Below are 17975 nucleotides of genomic sequence, written 5' to 3'. Positions count from 1 at the left end.
GACCAAAGGTTATTCTTCATAATAGCTCTGCAAAACAACGGAAAAACCCCCTTAAATCCTCATGTCTCTCTTTCTTACATTTTTCCAAAGAAAATGTAGCGAATTGGGACCCTTTTTCTAATTCCGGTCCAGTAAGGACATTTCAGGCATTTGTACCCTAGGGTTACTGTCCCCCCGAATATCGTTTGATTCCTGATTCTAATCATCTTAGAACTACAAACGGGGCAACGACCCGCTTTACTTCTTTCGTCACTTTCCCTCGCATGAATCTCGATCTTTCCAAGAGCATTATTGATAAGTGTCCTTCTAATTCTTCCTTCAGTAGCGGTATATTCTGGATTTATACTCTTCAGGACATCATTTACATATTTTGACAGAGCTTTTTGCGAATTGATTACTGACCGATCATTAAGAATTCCCTTTATAACCTCTGAGAGGATTTCTTCAGGGGGTATACGATAATTCATCGATTACCAGATGAATTTAATCATACACATACCTTTCCAACTCCGGAATGGGTCCAACAGTAAGAATACGGGCCCCCATCATCGCGTATCTGATTATCGATGACAGCTTTTATGGAAGAATCATATATGATTATTTCAGTTCTTACCTATTAGAATCATCTACTCGGAGGGCATTTCTTTGGATTAGTGCTATGGATGAGGGAGTGTTAGAATGGAACGAACAAGAGTTATTATCATGGGGGCAGCAGGTCGTGACTTTCATAATTTCAATACCTACTTCAGAGATAATCCAGCTTATGATGTTGTAGCCTTTACAGCGGCTCAAATACCAAATATAGATGAAAGAGTATATCCTGGTGAGGTAACAGGAAATCTATATCCAAATGGAATTCCAATTTATCCTGAGGATTTATTACCCAAACTTATAAAGGAATTCGCCGTCGAGCAAGTAATTTTTGCATATAGCGATATTTCACACATAGACCTAATGCATAAAGCTTCCCTGGTATTAGCCGCAGGAGCAGATTTTCGATTGATGGGAAACTCAAAAATAGTCTTGAAATCGAAAGTCCCTGTGATTAGTGTCTGCGCTGTTCGAACTGGTTCAGGTAAGAGCCAGACGACACGAAAAATCTGTACGATTTTGAAGTCTAAAGGACTTAAGGTCGTAGCAGTGAGACATCCAATGCCCTATGGTGATTTAAAGAAACAAATCGTACAAAGATTCGCAAGTTATGACGATCTTGATTTACAAGAGTGCACGATAGAAGAAAGGGAGGAATACGAACCTCTTATTGACATGGGTATTATTGTATATGCTGGGGTGGATTATGCTCGCATATTGCAGCAAGCAAGCCAGGATGCTGACGTCATAGTGTGGGATGGTGGCAATAACGATCTCCCTTTTTTCAAATCCGACCTTCATATTGTTGTTGCGGATCCCCACAGGGCTGGTCACGAACTTACCTTTCATCCAGGTGAGACAAATGTGAGACTGGCTGACATCGTCATAATAAATAAAGTCCAAACAGCAGATCGTCAGGATATTCTAAAAGTACGCGAAAATGTCAAAATACTTAATCCAGACGTCATCATAATTGAGGCTGCATCACCTATTTCCGTCGAGGATCCTGGTCTAATTCGCGGGAAACGTGTCTTGGTCGTTGAGGACGGTCCGACAGTTACACACGGTGGAATGAAATACGGTGCCGGAATGATTGCTGCGGAGGACTTTGGTGCTCGGGAAATTATTGATCCTCGTCCATATGCAGTTGGCTCAATAAGACAGACTTTCAGGGATTATTCACATATCGGGAATTTCTTGCCGGCGATGGGTTATGGCAAAAATCAGATTAAAGAATTAGAGGAAACGATCAATCAAGCAGATTGTGACGTGGTTGTTTCAGGTACACCAGTGAATCTAGAAAGAGTGATGAATGTAAACAAACCCCTTGTAAGGGTGAAGTATGAACTTTGTGAAATCGGGCGGCCAACGATCGAAGAATTGATAGTGGCGAAACTCGGTCCTACGCTGAAGTTGGTTTGACGGTCTGATTCATGATTTTGACCGAATGTTGGAATAATGGGCTGCTCGAATATTCTCAAAAGGATGAAATACTTCTCTAAATATCGCCTGACCAAGGGCTAATTTCATAAATATGGAATAGCGGGGGTAGCTAAGCTTGGCCAAAAGCGCAGGACTTAAGTCGAATGCGCATCGCTATCGGAAGACATTCTGTCCCGAAGGGGTCCGAGGGTTCAAATCCCTCCCCCCGCACTCAACATACGTGGCATCTCCATCACAAATAAATGGCTATTGCCATCGTTGTCGGCCTAGACCTGCATTTTCGAAAATTTCGCGTTGAAAAATATAGATGAATATTGATCGATAGTTTTTCGATCTCTATTTTTGAACTTCATGTTGGTAAATCAAGAACAGAATCATTCTTCAGATGATATTGTTAAAGGTCGATTTTCAGACAGCAACAGAAGAACATTGTAAAATGTTGCAAATTTAATAAATATTATCATATATTACAAGAAAGTAGTACAAGTTAAGACGACTACGAAGGCCAGAATTTATTTACCGAGATGAAGTGAAAGAAGACATAATGTGAAATGTGAGAAATCTCGTAGCACCGATCCCTGCCAAAGTAAGCACCATAGCGACGTCATAAAAGAATCTAATTTTTTCAACAATGGCAGGAGAAAAAGTCTTAGGTGCGAGTTATGCGAACGTCGGTGTAAAATCAAGTTGAATGAGAAAGGATTCTGCCAGACAAGATTGAATATTGATGGCAAGTTATTCAGTTTGGATTACGGAAATTTGAGCGCGGTTGAAGGTAGACCGATTGAGATTAAACCCTTTTACCATTATTATCCTGATTCAAGTGCTTTCACGTTTTCAACACGGTTTTGTAATTTTGCATGCCCCAAGTGTCAAAACTATGTCTCAGGGAGAGCTCCTATCCCTGAGATCGACAGATATACTTCGCCAGAAGACATTATTAATTCAACTATTTTGAGAGGGGAACACGGTCTTTGCGGGAGTATTCATTAACCAACACTACTCACAGAATGGACTCTTGATACTTTTGATTTGGCGAAAACTCGAAACTTATATTGTCGCTACGTTTCGAACGGTTATATCACCAAACAAGCCCTTGATGCTCTAATAAATGCAGGGTTATCCGCGATGAAGATAGATGTAAAGGGAGACAGAGAAGTCTATAAGAAATACTGTGGTGGCATCAGCGAGGAATACGTGTGGAGAAATATCTATCGATCAATAAAGCTTGTTCTGCATGTTGAAGTTGACAATCTTCTTGTTACTGGTATAAAAGACGACGACTGCTCCATCCTAACAGTCATCGATAATCACATCAAGTTTGGAGTTACCTCGATTCCACTGTACTTTACAGGGTATTTCCCGGCATATGAATATGATAAGCCACCGACCGATTTGAGAATACTGGAAAACGCATACAAAATCGCCAAAATGGTTGGAATTGAATATGTATATCTCGGGAATGTTCCGGACGTAAGGTATCAATATACATATTGCGCGGAATGTTGCAGCGTTATTATAAAGAGGTCTCCTAACTTTGGGATATTAAAGAAAAATATTTCAAAAGATCACAAGTGCTCAAAGTGCGGAAAAACAATTCTTATTACTGGTCATATCGTGGCGTAGCATAAGACTTACACGATTTCTTGGATTAACAGTATCATTCCATAATAGGCAATTGTTCATATTTTTCATTTGAACCATGTAGTCGCATATGCAAGATTTATTGTATAGAAAATCTAACATAAATATCAGTCGAAAGTCTGATAATTAAAAAGTCTCATTCAAAATATGGGGAGGGATCCTTGAGCGTTAAGTTAACTGTTTATGATGGATGCGATACGATAGGTGGGAACAAGATCTTTCTTGAATGTGATGATTATGGCGTACTCTTAGATTTCGGCATAAATTATGAGAAACTAGGAAAATATTATGAGGAATTCCTTGCGCCTCGTACTGGGAGAGGTATCTATGATTATCTCTGTACTGGGCAGTTGCCAAAAGTCAACGTATATAGAGATGATCTTATCCCAGCGGACATCGATATTTCTGATTTTCGAAAGTTAAGAGTAAATGCTGTGTTTGCCTCCCATGCTCATTTAGATCACGTAGGAATGATTCCCATGCTCAATATGGAAATTCCACTAATTGGAAGTCCAATGACATATGCGATCTTGAAATGCCTGAGAGATTGTGACAGCCATCGAATCGAACATGAGATCATGTATTCTGGGATGAGAAAACGTTGCTGCAACGGAAGGCTTTTGGTGAGTGAAAGAAAAAAACCGTTTCTTACGAGAAGTCTGGTTGTTACGGCTCCGATATCGAAAAAACTTGAAGAGTTCTTGACTGCTTGCCCCTGGCAAAAAGGCTCATATCCTCCAGATTTCATTGATTCTTCTGAAATTAGCATTGAATTCAGGCATTTTGATGTCGACCATTCAATTTACGGAGCCTCTGCCTTTGCTATACACACACCACTGGGATGGATCGTGTATTCGGGAGATTTGAGAATGCATGGTCGATTCGCTGACAAGACGAAGGAGTTCATTAGCGAAGCTAAAAAGCTTCATCCCATCGCACTCATAATCGAGGGCACGCGCATCGATGCAACAAGTGAGGATGTAAGTGAAGATGACGTTAGAGAAAAATGCGCAGCTGCCGTTGCTGATGAAAAGGATTTAGTTGTTGCTGACTTTTCGCCCCGCAATTTCGAGCGCCTAGAAACGTTTAAGAAAATTGCCTCCGAATACGGCAGGGAACTCGTTGTCCTAATGAAAGATGCGTATTACCTAGATGCCCTATCATGCGTTCATGGAAGTGATCAGTTGGAAGGCATACGCATATATCAAGATCTGAAAAAAAGGATTGAAGGCTTTGAAAAGAAAATCGTTGAAAAATATGAAGATGCTTTGATAGATTCAGAGGAGATCGCGGTTAATCCTGGGAGTTTCATTGTCTGCTTTTCGTTCTGGGATATGAACAGATTGCTCGATATTAGACCTGATGGAGGGACCTATATCTATTCGAGCAGTGAAGCTCATACAGAGGATCAACTAATAGATTTCGTCAGGCTGAAAAATTGGCTGAAAATGTTCAGAATGAAGATCAAAGGGTTCAAAGTCTGCGAAACTCTTCACGGGCAACAACCAGTATTTGAAATCGAACCTGGCTATCATGCATCAGGTCATGCATCTCAGCATGATATTTTTAAAATCATTGAAGCAATAGATCCTGAGATAGTCATTCCGGTCCACACAAAAAGGCCTAATGACTTTTTGAGACTAGAACAACAGAAGATCCTCATTCCATCTAAGAATAACGAAGTGGATTTGGATCGCGTTCTTTGTGAGCAAAAACTCTGATAATTAGAATAAATTACCATCGTTAATTGATTGAATTTTGAAAGTGAACTGTAAAGTTGCTACTGAATCTATGATTGTATAGCCTCGCAGAAATTGCATTGATAAATTTTAAATCGATGAGGGCTGCATTTCGAAAACTAACCTTTCACGATGGTTACAAAATTGCCTCGTCGATTTAGTGGGGTTCTCGGGAAATTAATATATAACAGCTTTTGCTAATGCCCTAACAGGTGATGAAGCTCACCTTTAACCGCTAGGTGCGGGCTGATAGCTTCTACTTTTTGCAATCGCACCATCTGGTGAGAGTGAGCTTATGGATTCAAGTGGTGCATTCAACGGCAAAGCTCATTGGACTTTGGACTCTGCGAGAAGCTCTATGGATTTCAACGAATGGAAGAATTCCTGCGTCGATGTACTTTCCCTTATGGTAAAGATTTCAGAACACATTGGCGGGAACTCACTGGTAACATCCATCAATTCCATTATTGAAGATATTGAGAATGAGAGATTTCACCTCGCGGTGCTCGGGAGTTTCAAACGAGGCAAGTCCACATTGATTAATGCATTGTTGGGTTCTGAGGTTTTGGTAACTGGCATATTGCCCCTCACATCAGTTGTTACAAAATTATTCTATGGGAAAGAAACTCAGGCAAAAGTGTTTTTTGAAAATGGAGAATCGGTTGATATTCCTATTGATGATCTTGGAATTTTCACCACAGAAAAAGGTAACCCAAACAATGAAAAGAGGGTGACTGAAGTGCATGTTTACGTCAACAATGAATTCTTAAAACAAGGTGTGGTGCTCGTCGACACACCAGGAATAGGTTCTGTCCATGATGGTAGCACTAGTAGCACCTATAGATTTCTACCAAATATCGACGCTGGAATATTTGTCACTGGTGTTGAACCGCCAATTGGTAACGAGGAGATCATTTTTCTTTCGAAAATGCTCGGGATTATAGATAAGATCTTCATTGTAATTAATAAAATTGATTTAATCGATGAAAACGACATCGCTGAGGCGATAGCTTATTCCAATTCTGTGATTGCAGATCGCTTGAACAGAAATGACCTGGAAATTTATCCAGTATCTTCAAGATTAGCCCTCTTGGCTTTTCGTGACGGTGACGAATATAAATTAGAAAAAAGCGGATTTAAAGACTTCGCAGGTCGTCTCAAAGATTTCCTTTTGAACGAAAAAGGAATCACATTTGCTAGATCAATTATGAGAAAAGCCCTGAGAACTTCTTCAGATTTATTGACTTCAATTGAAATTCAATTGAAAATGCTCCAGCAGCCGATTGATGAAGTGCGAGGTAAAATAGCCTGGCTTGAGCAGGAAATCGAAATGATTCAAGACAAGATTTCCGAAGTTGATCACGTCATTCTAGCTAAATGTGAACGGGCTGAGAGGAGAGTGGAAAAAATGATCTCTCAGCAAATTGGCGAGAAAGCATCTGTTTTGCTAGAGCGAATTGATGATTATTTCAACAATGAATTCTGCAAATGCAGCAAAAAGGAATCACTATCTAAGATGGAAGAATTTCTCACAACGTCAATCGAGCATGAAATTCGGCCAATTTTAGATTGCTTGGAAGAGGACTTGCAAAGGACAGTTCAAGAAATCGCATCTTCTCTGGAAAGCGAACTTGAAAAAGTGATCAACGAGTTCAGAAGAGAAATTGGAAGAATCTTTCAGATCGAGATACCTGATTACCAAAAATCGGGGTTTCCAATCCGCAAGAGCAGATTATACTTCGACGAAGTCAGATTATTGGATTATGAAAGTATAATTCCAGCGGAAATACCATTTGTTCTCCCGAAGCCGCTTTACATACGTACGCTCAGAAAGCGAGTGAGCAATGCAGTCACAAATGAAATGGATAAGTACTCTGGTAAATTGCGCTATGATTATGCGTACAGACTTCGTGAAGGCACAAAGCTTATAAAAAGTGAAATTCTCAACAGGCTGCAAATGACATTGGACGTTATGAAAGGAGCAATTGAACTGGTCGAGATGTTCAAACAAAAAGCTGAATCTGAAAAGAATTCGAAGCTTCAAGAATTGACGGGACTTCGTGAGGCTGTGAAAGAGGCGATCGAAAGGCTCCATTTTATGAACTCAGAGTTCAACATAGGTGGATAATATGGTATCGATCTTCCAGATTGGAGTAGCGAAAGTAGAGAAATATCAAGGCAAGGAAAAAGTAAATAGGTCTTCAAGGTCTAGAATGCATCAAAATTTCTCCCACTTACATAATGAGCACTTTTGCAAGCAATGGTCAAATGTGAAAACGAACTATGAAATCGGATTGTGGCCATTTCCACCTAGAATGGTTCTCATGCATCAATTATACGATGGGGCTTATCGATGCGTGGGTCCAGTAGGGTTAGAGAATGGTTGTAACAGCATTTCAAAGATGGCTAGTGCCAACAATGTGGAGAAAAAGTATGATTCACAGGCATCGTATCATAATGATAAGGCATTTGCATTATTCATTCACTGCGTCAAAGGTTGGGCAAGGCGAACCTAATGGTCTCTGTAGTTGAAGCCGCTGGGGAACTGATTATTGGAAAAATCAAGGAGACACGGGAGAGAATCCTGTCGGGAGAGGATGTTGAGGAGGAATTCAATAGATTGCTTGATAGTGTTAATAAAATAGTAGAGGATCTGGATAAGGAATTTCGATGGATTTTGAATTTATTTTGGTAGGGTTTCTGCAGACGCGTTTTTTTAAGTACACAAGTGGGAAGAGCACGGAGGTGTGGCGAGATTGAACTTCTTCGGGAAACGCAAAGAAAGGGTCAGCGAAAGCTCATATGGTGATGTGGTGAGCATTCTCCTGGATGTTCAAACATTTTCTAAGTTCAACAGTTTGTTAGGCATGCACGTTCCGTTTGATCTTTCGCCACACTTTATCTTAAGGGCAGGTGCAATAGAAATCTTAGGTGATCGATCAAATCTATTTTCGAGTTTTACACCAGAAGAATTTCTAGAAGGAAAGAGGATGAGATTAGCCGAACTTGATAAATCTATTAATATCGCTTTAAATGAATTGCGAGAGATTCGTTCTGCTAGAGCTACGTATGCGAACGACGAAGTAATAATAGAATACCATCTTGAAATGCTTGAGAAGATCGTAGACAGAATGAGAATGGTGTTGGAAAACAAATCCAGCGACGTTTGAAAGGGGTGTGTCTATAAGATGATGGCATCCGTCGATATTCCAATTGATGACGAATTGCAGGATCTTATCAAACAAGTTTCTAGAAAATGCAAGTTATCTAAAATCGAAAGTATAAATATGTGCTTCACTGTTGGCTTGCAGGTAGCGGAAAGAGCTGTCGAGAATTGGACTCGTGCCATTTCCGAGAAAAATATGGAATTACTGCTTAGGCAATTAAACTTGGAGATCAGATCCAAAAACAGGGAACTGATGGATATCAATGCGAGAATTGCAGTAGAGCGCTTCGATGCGTACGCAGATTTCGACAGGGTAGGACGGCTTTTGATAAAATATTCGGCGAAGCGAGCAGAAGCACGCAGATTATACGATCTTCTTCCAGAGAGAAGTATTTCCTTCGATTTGAGCGCTGGTGAACTTGAGAATTTTGATGAGCTCGCAAGGCGATATCTCTTCAGAAAAGAAGAATGATTTCGATGCTTCCCTGTTTAAATTAATCTAGATCCTTGTTCAATAGAATTTGATGAATTGTTCTTACAATTCTTTGTTTTCAGTTTCTTTTGATTTATTATCAAATTAAATAATGAAAGTCATTTGGTGAATTACTGACATGCATCCAAAACATCGTACGAATTATCAGGGATTTCTTGTGCATCATACTGACAGGGATTATTATTGACTAGACACTGTTTTCAATCTCGGTGCAAATTGATTTGCATAAGATGCCTTTCGTTTACTGTGTGGTTTCTACACATTATTTCTTTATCAAGCTGTTTCCAATTATATAAAGGATAGGTGCAGGACTTACAAATACTCAGGAATAGAAGTTGAGCAATTATATGCAACTTTGTTGCTTTATTTTGAAATTGTTGAAAAAATATTGCATATTAACATATCTTAACAATCCTTTTTGAAAAAATGTTTCATCACGGATAAAGTAATCCTTAAATATCGTGAAGGCACTAATCTTTTCAGGGGGTATTCAATGGGCTACGAAGATCTATTTCCAGGAATGGATATGAAATGGCATGCAAATGCCACGAAGAGATTTGCTTCCCCGTTCGTTGACGTACCACACGACAGAATTGACGTAGACCCGATCATACTATCGCATGCAGCGGTGGCATGCGGGTTTACAATCAGGGACTTTTACGAGAAGCCAGAACTAGGAATTCACTGCGTCGGGTATATTTCGCATTTATACGACCTCTTGCCTGTGACGCACTGGTTCTATTCGTTGCCGTGGGTGCGTGAACTGGGATTGAAGCTTGAATACAAAGAAACACTACCGCCAGTTTCAACGGGACCCATTATCTCAGAACCGGGACAGGTGGACAGTATACATGTGCCAGACGTAGATGAACTTAAGAAGGGTTATACACTACCTGAGTTCATCAGAATTTACAAATATGTGCAGAAGAATCTTCCAATGACGCTCGTACCTATATCTTACGGGTTTGATTTGGTAGGGGCAGCTGCTGAGCTTTGCGGTGTAGAAAACTTTATTATGTGGACATTTACGGAGCCAGAAGCAGCGCACAAATTAGTTAAGAAGTACACGGACACTTCGGTAAACGGTGCGATAGGGTTAGCCCAGGAATTTGGGATGGCCATGCTGATTGTAGGGTCTGTACTCGCTAACAACGATATATTCTCAGATGAAGCAGTGAAAGAGTACTCAGCGAATTATATGAAGTACTATGTCGACAAAGCATTCAGAGGCGGAGCTGGACCACAACTGTTCTATCACTTCTGCGGTAACCATCAAACAGATTACAAGGTGTTCAAAGATACGCTATTCTGGTCTCCATTCAATGTGCTGCATATAGGGTACTATGGAAAAGAGCCGTTCCCGTCACAACTGCTGAAAGAGGAATTTGGAAACCGCACAACAATTATGGGATCGGTTGATACCAAGCTCATGATCAATCCCAATCCAAAGGTAGTCTATGAGCAAGCTAAGGCGCAGATACTTGCAGGTCGTGATAGCCCGAAGGGCTACATTCTCGGTACTTCTTGTGAGACGCCGCCGTATACGATTCCCGGTAATCTCCTAGCTCTGGTTAAAGCGGCCAGGGACTATGGTACTTATGGGACATGGTGAGGTGAGAGAAATGGAAATCACAATACCAAATGAAGTCATGGAATTGATTGCAAAGAGAGGTATAAAAGAGGCCGACGTAAAGGATGTCATTGAGACGGCGGAGTCTTCAAACAAGAAAATAGTCGCGAACGGTCGAAACATTGCAAAGAAAAGAATAGGCGAAGCTACAATCTACGTGGATTATGATCTAGAAAAGGGACTCATCAGAAAGCATGCAACTGTTAAGTCGGCTTACTCTCACAGACTTGCCTTGGGCAAGATCGTGAACGCAACCGATAAGAGTGACTGGGTATGTGCTCACTGCAATGCTCCTGCGATGTATGGCCATGTAGAAATGACCTATATGCAGGTGACGAGAAACGGTCCCGCCGTAGTCTGTCCTAAGTGCAATGATTCTTGGGTTGAAGAGTATTTGGCAACAAAAACCCTTGCAGCTGTTGAGGGTCTCTTCGAGAAGAAACGCGCCTAAGTTTTTTTTGGCCGCGTATGCGGCCTCTCCTATTTTCATATAAAGAAATCTAAGGTCCGTAAATCTTTCATTGTATTTTAGATGCATCTCGGATACTTGTGTTCTTCATCTTACGTAATCGATAGAGTATAATTTCTTTATTGGAAAATTAGAAATTCAACTATACCATACAGCACCTCCGTCGGTGTATATATGAGTGAGCTCATCGGGAAAACAGAAAGCCTTTGCCCAGTATGTCTGAAAACAATTCCAGCTGAAAAAATTGCAGAGTCTGATAAGGTGTATCTTGTGAAGACTTGTCCAGAGCATGGGACATACAAAGTTCTCATTTGGCGTGGCGTAACTGATTACAAAGATCTGGAACGTTACTCATGCGTTAAATCAAAACCAGAGAGAATTGCGATTCAAAACAAAGGCATGTGTCCAGAGGTGTGCGGATTATGTCCTGATCATGTTCAGCATACCTGTTTAGTGGTTCTCGAGGTTACCAATGGGTGCAATCTCAGGTGTCCAATATGCTTTGCCAGTGCAAACGAGCGTTATCGCTTTCATCCATCGCTGGATGAAATAGAGAAAATGTTCAGATACATTATAGAGTATGTGAAACATCCTATTGCAGTCCAAATAAGTGGGGGAGAACCTACTATTAGAGACGATTTACCTGAGATTGTCAAGATTGGTAAGAAAATGGGAGTGGATTACATAGAGATCAATACGAATGGTATACGTCTTGCGGAAGACATCAGTTATCTTCGAGCTATAAAAGAGGCAGGGGTTGATTCGCTTTATTTCTCATTCGATGGAGTGACCGGCGACGTGTTTGTGAAAACCTGTGGCAGGGACCTTCTTGTCACAAAAGTTAAAGCGCTCGAGAATTGCAAAGAAGTGGGAATGGGAGTTACTCTTGTAACAGTTGTATCGCGCGATATTAATTTTCATCAGATCGGCGATGTGATTCAATTTGCAAAGAAATGGATACCCACTGTAAAGGGTGTGCATTTCCAACCTCTTAGTTATTTTGGAAGGTATCCCTCAGCTCCCGGCGAAGAAGACCATGTTGTTTTGCCGGACTTATTGAGGGCAATAGAGGAACAAACGAAGGGGGAGTTGAGAGCCGACAACTTCATTCCAACATCCTGCGCGAATGTTCACTGCGACGCAAAGTCGATGTCTGTACTGCTTGAGGATGGTACACTCTTCCCATTAACTCAAAGAGCACTCGGCCCTCCAAGAGAAACGAGCGAAATTGCAAGAAAAACGAGGCAGGAAATATGTGATTTATGGCGATACATCGAAGATTCCTTGGCCAGCAGCAGCGAAGAAGATCTTGATGGTACATGGATGGGTTTCATTCAGCGTGCGAAAACTCACTATCTCACAGTCTCAACGATGCCATTTCAGGATGTATGGAATGTCGAAACGGAGCGATTGAAAAATTGTTGTATCCACACGGTCACGCCGGATGGTCGGTTGATCCCCTTCTGTCTTTTCAACATAAACAGCATCACGGGAAAGACGCTCTATCGGCATGAGATATTCTCAAAATATGGAAAAGGTTAACGCGAGGTTTTCTTTCCAACGCTATGATGATAATCACTAACGATTTTGTTCATGTAGGCTGAGATTTCTCGCTGCCTTTGCTGATTCGAAACAATGAGCTGTTGCAGTGGAAATTCGAAATCACAAAATGGGCATCGTGCCAGCTCGCACGTCGTCGCTGCCCTTCTGCACCCTCTACAGGCGATAGCTCTGGATTGAAAGAGGCTGAATTCACGACCACACCGAGGACAAGTTACCCTCTTTGTTGTCTTCAAGAGATCTGGAGTAACACCGAGTTGCCTCATATGCGGAGTCAATACCATCTCCTCATCCTCCTTTTCTGCTGAGAACCATGCTCGTATTTAAATTCTCGGCAGGGAACGACGAATGATACTCATTTTAGACCAGATCTGTGAATTAAGGTCACCTTCCTTCGAATTCAAACGGTTCTGCTTCGCATTTTTCTTAGATGTTGGTTTATCGTTCATCCTAATTCATTTGATCTGATATCAAAATCGGGAGTTAGCACAACCGGCCAGCTCAAAAATGGCTTAAATGGGAGTGAAGCCGATTTCTCTGTCATTCTCAGTCCTTCGATAAGGTCGCTGACAAAACTGCTTGAAATCGCAGCTACCATCTCCTCATCCTTGACAAGTCCGTATGTGCGATCTCCCATGCAGGGAATGTCGATGACAATTTTCTGGCCAGTGAGGACCTTAGCGATCGATGAGCATAGTGTGCCCTGTCCCGTCATATTTGCCAAGATAGCTTCGCCATTCAAGTAGGCTGAGCCTATGATCAGCCTCAGCATCTGAGCAGGCGTCCCATAAATTACAATGACATCTGGGTCAGTCGAGATGATGTCGAGGGGAGCCATCATCAAGGCACTGTATTTCTTCGAATCAAGACCGAGCATCTTAATCGATTTCTGCAAGTTTTCTGCTGCTAATGCATCTCTAACGAATGGAATATTAAGTATGCCGCTTGAAACGCGATCTGGTGCTTTTATCAGACCAATACAAGCTGCCCCAAGTACACATCTAATACCTTCAGATGATGCGCCAATGACTCCATTTTCCCCATAATATCTGGCGATTGCGGCCATATGGCATGGAGCTGTTCTTGTCATGATCTTAATACCCTGGAACATCAGCAAGTCCCGTGCTTCTCGCAACATCTTGATGCCTATCGGTGAACTATTAAGAATGAGGACTTTTTTAAGCTCCGAGCAGATGGATGTCCACTTCTTTTCGTTTGGCATATTTGACAATTCATCAATGAAGTTTTAGAATTGTCGATGATCAATTTGACAATCTTTAAAAGAAATTGGGCATTATTGATATTGCACAAGAGAGGTAACTTTTCCTCTGGTGCGTTCTCAAAAGCATTAATATTTGCGACTTTATATCATGGCCACGTGAATGTGCTGAATAAGTGGAAAATCGCCATTGCTCGGCGGCATCTTTCCTCAAGAAATATTTCCTCAGAATCAAAGTACCCTCTCGAGGAATGGATTCACAATCAGATAAAAAAGGAATTGAAGCACAGCTCTGAGTTTAAGGAAATCCTTGGTAAAAACCGTCTCGATGAGGTCTCAAGGGATGATGTTCGAACATACCAGATTTATCGCTTCAGAAAGCAGTTAGAGTATGTCATGGCGAATAGCGTCTATTATAAAAGTGTCTTGAATAAATTGAACATAGAGCCTAAGAAAATCAAGAGTTATGAGGACCTCACAAAAGTACCTATTACAGAACCGGCGGAAGTTGCCAAGGAGCCCAATCATTTCCTTTGTGTATCTCAAGGCAAGGTGATGCGTGCCTTCACCACCTCGGGCACTTCAGGCCAGATAAAAAGGATATTCTTCACCAGAGATGATATCCTCAGAATCATTGATTCTATCTCTGCTGCCCTCAAGACGGTGGGCATGCGAGAAAATGACGTGCTCCAGATAATGTTTCCGACCATTGCGAGTTGGGATCCAGGTTATATGCTAGATGGTGCCTGCAAGATCGCGGGTCTCCACTCGGTTATCGCAGACATGCTCGATGTGGACGAGCAGATCAAGATCATGCAGGAAGCGAGGACGACAATGATGATTGGACTGACCTCCTTTATTTATAGAGTGACTGTGCTAGCTAGGGAAAAATACGATTTGAGATCGCTTGGCATCAAAGCTATAATCCTGTCAGCAGAACCGTTGCCTGAGGCGATGCGCCGAGAAATCGAATCATCCTGGGGTTGCAAGGTCCTCAGTCAGTATGGACTTACAGAGATGGGCCTTGCGACGACTGTGGAGTGTTTTGCACAAGATGGACTTCATGTTAATGATGCTGATTTTTTAGTGGAAGCTGTTGATTCTCAAAGTCTTGAACACGTAGATTCACGAAAGCCGGGAGAATTGATCATCACAAGTCTAACTTATCAGGGTACCCCTTTGATCAGGTACAGGACCTACGACCTTTCAAGTGTGATCGAACCGCCTTGCTCTTGTGGTTTGAAAACCATAGGAAAAATCGGAAAGATTAAGGGCAGACTTGATATGATGAGGAAGATTGGTATGGGTGAGAAGATCTTTCCACTCATGTTCGACGAGGCAATTCTTAGCGTCCCAAATGTGGTGAATTATGTGGTCTATATCGAGAAGTCTGGATACCGTGATCGACTGCGATTTAAAGTGGAGCTCATTGGAGATAAGGAGCAAGGGAAAAAGAACATCAGGGACGCAGTCGTTCAGATACCAGAGATAAAATCAGGAATCGAAAATGACCTCCTTGAGGAACCAATCGTTGAAATTGTGGAAAGTGGAACTCTTAGTTTTGTACCAAAGATGATGTCAATTGTTGATCTTAGACAGCAGTATAGTTGACGGGAGCGAAGTCTTTCGACGGTTTCATAGCAAGATTGATAGTAAGGTTGCTATTGTCACGCAGGAATTATGAAAGTGGGAATAATCGCGGTGCAAGGTGCGGTACAAGAGCACGTGGAAATGACAAATGTGGCATTCCAACGTTTAGGAATCAAGGGTAATGCCGTCAGGGTTAGGAATCGAAAGGATCTTGATGATATAGATTGTCTCATTATCCCAGGCGGAGAAAGCACGACGATCTCGAGACTGTTGAAGCGACTCAACCTTTTCGACAGGATTGTTGAATTGGGCCAGAGCGGCATGCCGATTATGGGTACATGTGCTGGGTGTATTTTATTGGCTCAAATTGGCGACGATGAAGTTGCAAGAACTGATACATCTCTGCTAGGACTTATGCAGATGGAGGTTGATAGGAACGCTTTCGGAAGGCAACGCGAATCATTTGAAGCAAGCATAGCTATTAAAGGATTCAACAGTCCATTTCCAGCGGTATTTATCAGGGCTCCTGCGATAAAAAGAGTGTGGGGAAACTGCGAAATCCTTTCTGAGTTTCAGCGGATAATCATAATGGCAAGACAAGATAATTTGCTTGGATTAACATTTCATCCCGAGTTATCGGGAGACACAAGAATACATGAAATGCTCATAAAGATGATTTGATGAGCCTCACGCATCTTTAGGCGAATTGACTACTCACTCATTTCCACGAGCAAATCCCAAGGCATCGGGCTCTTGCATGTGATCAATTATCAATAGATCTCCTAATGATATTTAACCGCGTTAGTGTGATTTTGTTGGCAAAGTATTCAATAAAATGACTGGAAGAATGCTATTCACTCCATCTTCCTTATTTTTCATTTCTTAATTGCTTCGATTATTTTTCCGAGTCGAGTCTCGAAATCTCCATTTTCCACGACAGTCCCTGTGACAATTGCATTAGCACCGGCGTTTTTTGCAGCGAAAGCATCTTCGGGTGTCCTAATTCCGCCTCCAACAATAAGAGGTATCGAAATATGTTTCTTGACCTCTCTGATCATTGATACAGGCACGGGTTCTGGTGCACCGCTTCCTGCTTCAAGGTAGAAAAGCTCCATACCCATGTATTGGGCAGCAAGAGCATACGCGATCGCCAGTTCCACGTCGTCCCTTCGAACCAACTCAGCCTGACCTACCTCTCCGACCTTCATTCCTGGTTCAACAATGACATAGCCCATTGCGATTGTCTCAAGTCCCAATTTCTCAATGATCGGAGCTCCCCTCACCTGCTCGCCGATGACATTTCTGAGATTCCTGCTGTTCAACATGCTCATGAAGTATATTGCATCGCAATATCTCGAAATGGCATGTGCTCCGGAGGGGAAATAGATCACCGGAATTTTACACATTTTCTTAATCTCAAGAACAGTCTCGTCGAGATTTTTCTGAGTAACGTCTGTGGAACCGCCGACCATAATTGCATCTGTACCAAGTTGTTCAGCCTTGAAAGCGATATTTGCACTTACTCCTGGATCCTGCTTAGCAGGATCGATCAAAGTCATATGCACGGTTGCATTTTTCATTCGAGACATAAGATACTCTCTGACCTTCATAGGAGTCCACCTACGAGAAATGCAAGAAGCGCTAGTAACATACCTAGTTTCATCAGTTTTTGTCCTCTTCTTGGATTTTGAAATTGAACATATGAGCAGTATATAAAGATTGCATCAGCAATAAGAACAATGTACAAGTACTCAAAACTAAAGATCCCAGAAATAAATGGCTGAAAGCTCAAAGCAACGGCTGCAAATATTGATAGCGCGGCGACGCTGCCGGCTTTTCTAATTCCCATAGTTTTTGGTAGCGTTAGTCTGTCGAAATCTGCTTCCATGTCCTCAATATCTTTGATTATCTCACGCCCTAGCGTTGCAAGGAACGCCATTGATGCAAGTGCCGCGGTTTGTTCAATATGTCTGACAACGGAACCGCCGAGCAGAAATAGAAAGCAGGTCAAAAGTGCGATCAAAAAGTTCCCGCCCAATCCCAATTTCTTCAATTTAATCTCATATAGTATCATTAGAATGATGGCAATCAGGACAATGAGTATCGAAATCACATCGAGGAATACGGCAAAGACTATTGAAATCAGGAAGCAAATAATAGAAACCCAAAGCGCCGTTACTGGCCTAATTTTTCCTGATGGTATTGGTCTTTCAGGATGCGCTTTTCTGTCTATTTCACGATCCATGAAGTCATTGAGGGAATTACCCGCAGCAATAAACGTAAATACAATTATCGAAGCGATGAGTATTTCCAGCGCATATTCGGTAATGGAGATGCCTACACCTACGAGCGCGGCGAGTACTACGCCTAGTACTCCCATCAAACAATTGCCCAATCTTACTAGTTGAACGAAATGCCTCACTTTATGTGA

17 protein-coding genes, 1 tRNA gene and 1 riboswitch are annotated in these 17975 nt (G+C 41.7%); of the genes, 13 read left to right on the top strand and 5 right to left on the bottom strand.

Annotation, left to right across the window (positions count from 1 at the left end; translation table 11 throughout):
* Positions 1–74: 74 nt before the first annotated feature.
* On the bottom strand, positions 75–467 hold the full coding sequence (locus tag QW087_06155) for a hypothetical protein (GenBank protein MEM2944301.1): 393 nt from the start codon (positions 465–467) through the stop codon (positions 75–77).
* 211 nt (positions 468–678) lie between these two features.
* Here QW087_06155 and QW087_06150 point away from each other — a divergent pair, with 211 nt between their 5' ends.
* The 11 genes from QW087_06150 (at position 679) to QW087_06100 (ending at position 12717) form a co-directional block, all read left to right on the top strand.
* A complete protein-coding gene (locus QW087_06150; GenBank protein ID MEM2944300.1) occupies positions 679–2013 on the top strand; it encodes a cyclic 2,3-diphosphoglycerate synthase in 1335 nt (444 codons plus the stop codon).
* A 120-nt stretch (positions 2014–2133) separates the two neighbouring features.
* Positions 2134–2244 (top strand) — tRNA-Leu (locus tag QW087_06145).
* 918 nt (positions 2245–3162) lie between these two features.
* Positions 3163–3660, top strand: a complete 498-nt coding sequence (locus tag QW087_06140) for a hypothetical protein (GenBank protein ID MEM2944299.1) — start codon at positions 3163–3165, stop codon at positions 3658–3660.
* A 179-nt stretch (positions 3661–3839) separates the two neighbouring features.
* Complete coding sequence (locus tag QW087_06135) at positions 3840–5399, top strand: MBL fold metallo-hydrolase RNA specificity domain-containing protein (protein MEM2944298.1); 1560 nt, start codon at positions 3840–3842, stop codon at positions 5397–5399.
* A 220-nt stretch (positions 5400–5619) separates the two neighbouring features.
* A riboswitch (Fluoride riboswitch) is annotated at positions 5620–5683 on the top strand.
* Positions 5684–5712: 29 nt separating this feature from the next.
* The gene (locus tag QW087_06130; protein ID MEM2944297.1) at positions 5713–7545 is read left to right on the top strand and encodes a dynamin family protein; all 1833 of its coding nucleotides are present in this window, start codon (positions 5713–5715) and stop codon (positions 7543–7545) included.
* Between the two features lie 387 nt (positions 7546–7932).
* Positions 7933–8112: a hypothetical protein gene (locus tag QW087_06125; protein ID MEM2944296.1), complete on the top strand. Its 180-nt coding sequence runs from the start codon at positions 7933–7935 to the stop codon at positions 8110–8112.
* A gap of 52 nt (positions 8113–8164) precedes the next feature.
* Complete coding sequence (locus QW087_06120) at positions 8165–8587, top strand: hypothetical protein (GenBank protein MEM2944295.1); 423 nt, start codon at positions 8165–8167, stop codon at positions 8585–8587.
* 18 nt (positions 8588–8605) lie between these two features.
* The gene (locus QW087_06115; GenBank protein MEM2944294.1) at positions 8606–9055 is read left to right on the top strand and encodes a hypothetical protein; all 450 of its coding nucleotides are present in this window, start codon (positions 8606–8608) and stop codon (positions 9053–9055) included.
* Between the two features lie 514 nt (positions 9056–9569).
* Positions 9570–10688 (top strand): uroporphyrinogen decarboxylase family protein, encoded by a 1119-nt coding sequence (locus tag QW087_06110; protein MEM2944293.1) that lies wholly within the window; start codon positions 9570–9572, stop codon positions 10686–10688.
* A gap of 10 nt (positions 10689–10698) precedes the next feature.
* Complete coding sequence (locus tag QW087_06105) at positions 10699–11157, top strand: hypothetical protein (protein ID MEM2944292.1); 459 nt, start codon at positions 10699–10701, stop codon at positions 11155–11157.
* 192 nt (positions 11158–11349) lie between these two features.
* Positions 11350–12717 carry a radical SAM protein gene (locus tag QW087_06100; protein ID MEM2944291.1) on the top strand — a complete coding sequence of 456 codons (1368 nt, stop codon included), beginning with the start codon at positions 11350–11352 and terminating at the stop codon, positions 12715–12717.
* Here QW087_06100 and QW087_06095 read toward each other — a convergent pair.
* Together QW087_06095 and QW087_06090 are read right to left on the bottom strand one after the other, a co-directional pair.
* Positions 12714–13019, bottom strand: coding sequence for a hypothetical protein (locus QW087_06095; GenBank protein ID MEM2944290.1), 306 nt, complete (start codon positions 13017–13019; stop codon positions 12714–12716). The two genes, QW087_06100 and QW087_06095, sit on opposite strands and share 4 nt — an antisense overlap.
* Positions 13020–13180: 161 nt before the next feature.
* On the bottom strand, positions 13181–13957 hold the full coding sequence (locus QW087_06090) for a DUF169 domain-containing protein (protein ID MEM2944289.1): 777 nt from the start codon (positions 13955–13957) through the stop codon (positions 13181–13183).
* Positions 13958–14113: 156 nt separating this feature from the next.
* On the opposite strand from QW087_06090, the gene QW087_06085 reads away from it, so the two are divergent.
* A complete protein-coding gene (locus tag QW087_06085) occupies positions 14114–15565 on the top strand; it encodes an AMP-binding protein (protein MEM2944288.1) in 1452 nt (483 codons plus the stop codon).
* 69 nt (positions 15566–15634) lie between these two features.
* Positions 15635–16225 carry a pyridoxal 5'-phosphate synthase glutaminase subunit PdxT gene (pdxT, locus tag QW087_06080; protein ID MEM2944287.1) on the top strand — a complete coding sequence of 197 codons (591 nt, stop codon included), beginning with the start codon at positions 15635–15637 and terminating at the stop codon, positions 16223–16225.
* A gap of 194 nt (positions 16226–16419) precedes the next feature.
* On the opposite strand, the gene QW087_06075 is transcribed toward pdxT, so the two are convergent.
* On the bottom strand, positions 16420–17154 hold the full coding sequence (locus QW087_06075; GenBank protein MEM2944286.1) for a geranylgeranylglyceryl/heptaprenylglyceryl phosphate synthase: 735 nt from the start codon (positions 17152–17154) through the stop codon (positions 16420–16422).
* Entirely contained in the window at positions 17151–17966 is an 816-nt protein-coding gene (locus tag QW087_06070) for a UbiA family prenyltransferase (protein MEM2944285.1), read from the bottom strand. The genes QW087_06075 and QW087_06070 overlap by 4 nt, the downstream gene beginning before the upstream one ends.
* Positions 17967–17975: the final 9 nt, after the last annotated feature.

The organism is Methanomassiliicoccales archaeon (assembly GCA_038850735.1).
Taxonomy (GTDB): Archaea; Thermoplasmatota; Thermoplasmata; order Methanomassiliicoccales; family JACIVX01; genus JACIVX01.
This window is presented reverse-complemented; position numbering and strand designations above follow the sequence as displayed.

What these genes read in the sequence shown, in the direction of transcription:
- QW087_06155 (MEM2944301.1), bottom strand. Translation starts at nt 467, where the DNA reads ATGAATTATCGTATACCCCCTGAAGAAATCCTCTCAGAGGTTATAAAG.
- QW087_06150 (MEM2944300.1), top strand. Translation starts at nt 679, where the DNA reads ATGGAACGAACAAGAGTTATTATCATGGGGGCAGCAGGTCGTGACTTT.
- QW087_06140 (MEM2944299.1), top strand. Translation starts at nt 3,163, where the DNA reads ATGAAGATAGATGTAAAGGGAGACAGAGAAGTCTATAAGAAATACTGT.
- QW087_06130 (MEM2944297.1), top strand. Translation starts at nt 5,713, where the DNA reads ATGGATTCAAGTGGTGCATTCAACGGCAAAGCTCATTGGACTTTGGAC.
- QW087_06125 (MEM2944296.1), top strand. Translation starts at nt 7,933, where the DNA reads ATGGTCTCTGTAGTTGAAGCCGCTGGGGAACTGATTATTGGAAAAATC.
- QW087_06115 (MEM2944294.1), top strand. Translation starts at nt 8,606, where the DNA reads ATGATGGCATCCGTCGATATTCCAATTGATGACGAATTGCAGGATCTT.
- QW087_06110 (MEM2944293.1), top strand. Translation starts at nt 9,570, where the DNA reads ATGGGCTACGAAGATCTATTTCCAGGAATGGATATGAAATGGCATGCA.
- QW087_06105 (MEM2944292.1), top strand. Translation starts at nt 10,699, where the DNA reads ATGGAAATCACAATACCAAATGAAGTCATGGAATTGATTGCAAAGAGA.
- QW087_06100 (MEM2944291.1), top strand. Translation starts at nt 11,350, where the DNA reads ATGAGTGAGCTCATCGGGAAAACAGAAAGCCTTTGCCCAGTATGTCTG.
- QW087_06095 (MEM2944290.1), bottom strand. Translation starts at nt 13,019, where the DNA reads ATGGTATTGACTCCGCATATGAGGCAACTCGGTGTTACTCCAGATCTC.
- QW087_06090 (MEM2944289.1), bottom strand. Translation starts at nt 13,957, where the DNA reads ATGCCAAACGAAAAGAAGTGGACATCCATCTGCTCGGAGCTTAAAAAA.
- pdxT (MEM2944287.1), top strand. Translation starts at nt 15,635, where the DNA reads ATGAAAGTGGGAATAATCGCGGTGCAAGGTGCGGTACAAGAGCACGTG.
- QW087_06075 (MEM2944286.1), bottom strand. Translation starts at nt 17,154, where the DNA reads ATGAAGGTCAGAGAGTATCTTATGTCTCGAATGAAAAATGCAACCGTG.